Origin of the sequence: Succinivibrio sp. (assembly GCF_045124615.1) — a bacterium.
Lineage (GTDB): Bacteria > Pseudomonadota > Gammaproteobacteria > Enterobacterales > Succinivibrionaceae > Succinivibrio > Succinivibrio faecicola.
The window spans coordinates 1-1,678 of sequence record NZ_JBGVMC010000036.1 but is presented as its reverse complement, the minus strand read 5'-3'; the positions used below and the strand labels follow the sequence as shown (position 1 = coordinate 1,678).

The 1,678-nt window shown below is 35.2% G+C and carries 2 protein-coding genes; both read right to left on the bottom strand.

What is annotated here, in order from left to right; translation table 11 throughout:
* Nucleotides 1-102: 102 nt before the first annotated feature.
* Nucleotides 103-936 carry a M48 family metallopeptidase gene (locus ACJML3_RS00870; protein ID WP_406019793.1) on the bottom strand — a complete coding sequence of 278 codons (834 nt, stop codon included), beginning with the start codon at nucleotides 934-936 and terminating at the stop codon, nucleotides 103-105.
* A 54-nt stretch (nucleotides 937-990) separates the two neighbouring features.
* Nucleotides 991-1,678 (bottom strand): YicC/YloC family endoribonuclease (locus tag ACJML3_RS00865; protein ID WP_406019792.1); only part of this gene is annotated, 688 nt, incomplete at its 5' end.

The window sequence follows — 1,678 nt, the reverse complement described above, 5'->3', positions numbered from 1 at the left end:
TTCAAATGATTGAAACAGTAAGACTGCTGTAATATTTCAGATACAAAAATGCTCTGATCCTGTAAAGAAATCAGAGCATTTATCAAATTAAAATATCAAATATTATTTGACTTCAGCTTTTAATCCGTGCTTTTGAATTAGCTCTTTTAGATCATTAGCTCTGTCCTCACTTGCTGGGTGAGTGCTAGTGATTTTGTTTAAGAATGCAGAAGCTGCATTTGGCTTGTCGCCAGATTCTGCCTGAGCTTTCTTTTCAAACTGATTCATCTTCTCCATAACTGTAACAGCACCGTTAGGATCGAAGTTTGCCTTATACATAAGCTCAAGGCCTAATTTGTCAGACTCGCTTTCCTGATCACGAGAGAAAGGCATTGCAAATGCAGCTTGATATGCAACGTTAGCTGTATTTGTGATTGATTTCTTTACACCAAGTAAAGATGCAATTTTTGTAGCTGAAGTTTGTAATTCAGCCTGACTTCTCTGTTCTCTTAAATGCTCTTTGATAGCATGAGAAATTTCATGGCCGATAACAGCTGCAAGCTCATTATCGTTTAACTTTAGAGTGTCATTTAAACCGGTATAAACAACAATCTTTCCACCTGGCATACACCATGCGTTAACAGTAGATTCTTTAATGGTGTTAATTTCCCAGTTCCAGTCTTTGCAGTCAGCTCTAAGCTCTGGTGCTACCTTGATTAAGCGATCTGATATCTTTTTAACTCTGTTGTAGAACTTCTTATCAGCGTTTAAAGTTTTCTGTGCTTTTGCCTGAGCTAAAACCTGATCGTAGCTTTCCTTAGCTTCCTGATTTAGCTTTTCCTCAGAAATCAGCATAAGCTGACTTCTGTCATCACCAAACATAGAAGTTGTATTAGTTGTGCATCCTTGAAGATATAAGGCAGATAAAATAACTGCAATAATAAATTTAAATTTCATTTTTGTGTCCAGAATTTAAGAAAAATGTGAGCGTATTTTATCACTTTTTTTGGCTTATTCTAGATTTTGAATCTGCTCTCTCATCTGCTCGATAAGCACCTTTAAATCCACTGCAATTTTTGTTAACTCAATTGAAGATGCCTTTGATGCAAGTGTATTAGACTCACGGTTAAGTTCCTGCATCATGATGTCTAATCTCTTACCTACTAGACCACCTTTTTGAAGAATATTTCTAACCTCAGCAATATGAGCACATAGTCTGTCATATTCTTCTTGAACATCAGCTTTTTGAGCTGCTAAGACAACTTCCTGTTCAATTCTGTTTTCATCAACTTCAATATCAAAAGAAGCAATCTTATCAAGAAGTTTCTGTCTTTGATCTGAAACGATTTTATCTAGCATTGGTTTGATTTTCTGAACGCAGGTTTCAACGTTATCAAGTAAAGAAAGTAAGGAAACTTTTAGTTTTTCTCCTTCCCTTTTTCTGCTTTCTATTAGCTTTTCAAGAGCTCTTTTAAATCCATCATTAAGCTTCTTTTCAATTTCTTCATTTAAGCCACTGCCGTTCTTGAGAATACCTGGTGTGTTAAGTATTTCCAAAGCATTTACCTGAGCAAAATCTATGTGTTTCTTTATGGTATTTATGCTTTTTGCTAGTTTCTCAAGTTCTGACTCATCAATTTGTGATAGTTCTGAACTGTTAATAAGTGTACTAACAGTACATTCAATTTTTCCTCTTTTC

What these genes read in the sequence shown, in the direction of transcription:
- ACJML3_RS00870 (WP_406019793.1), bottom strand. Translation starts at nt 936, where the DNA reads ATGAAATTTAAATTTATTATTGCAGTTATTTTATCTGCCTTATATCTT.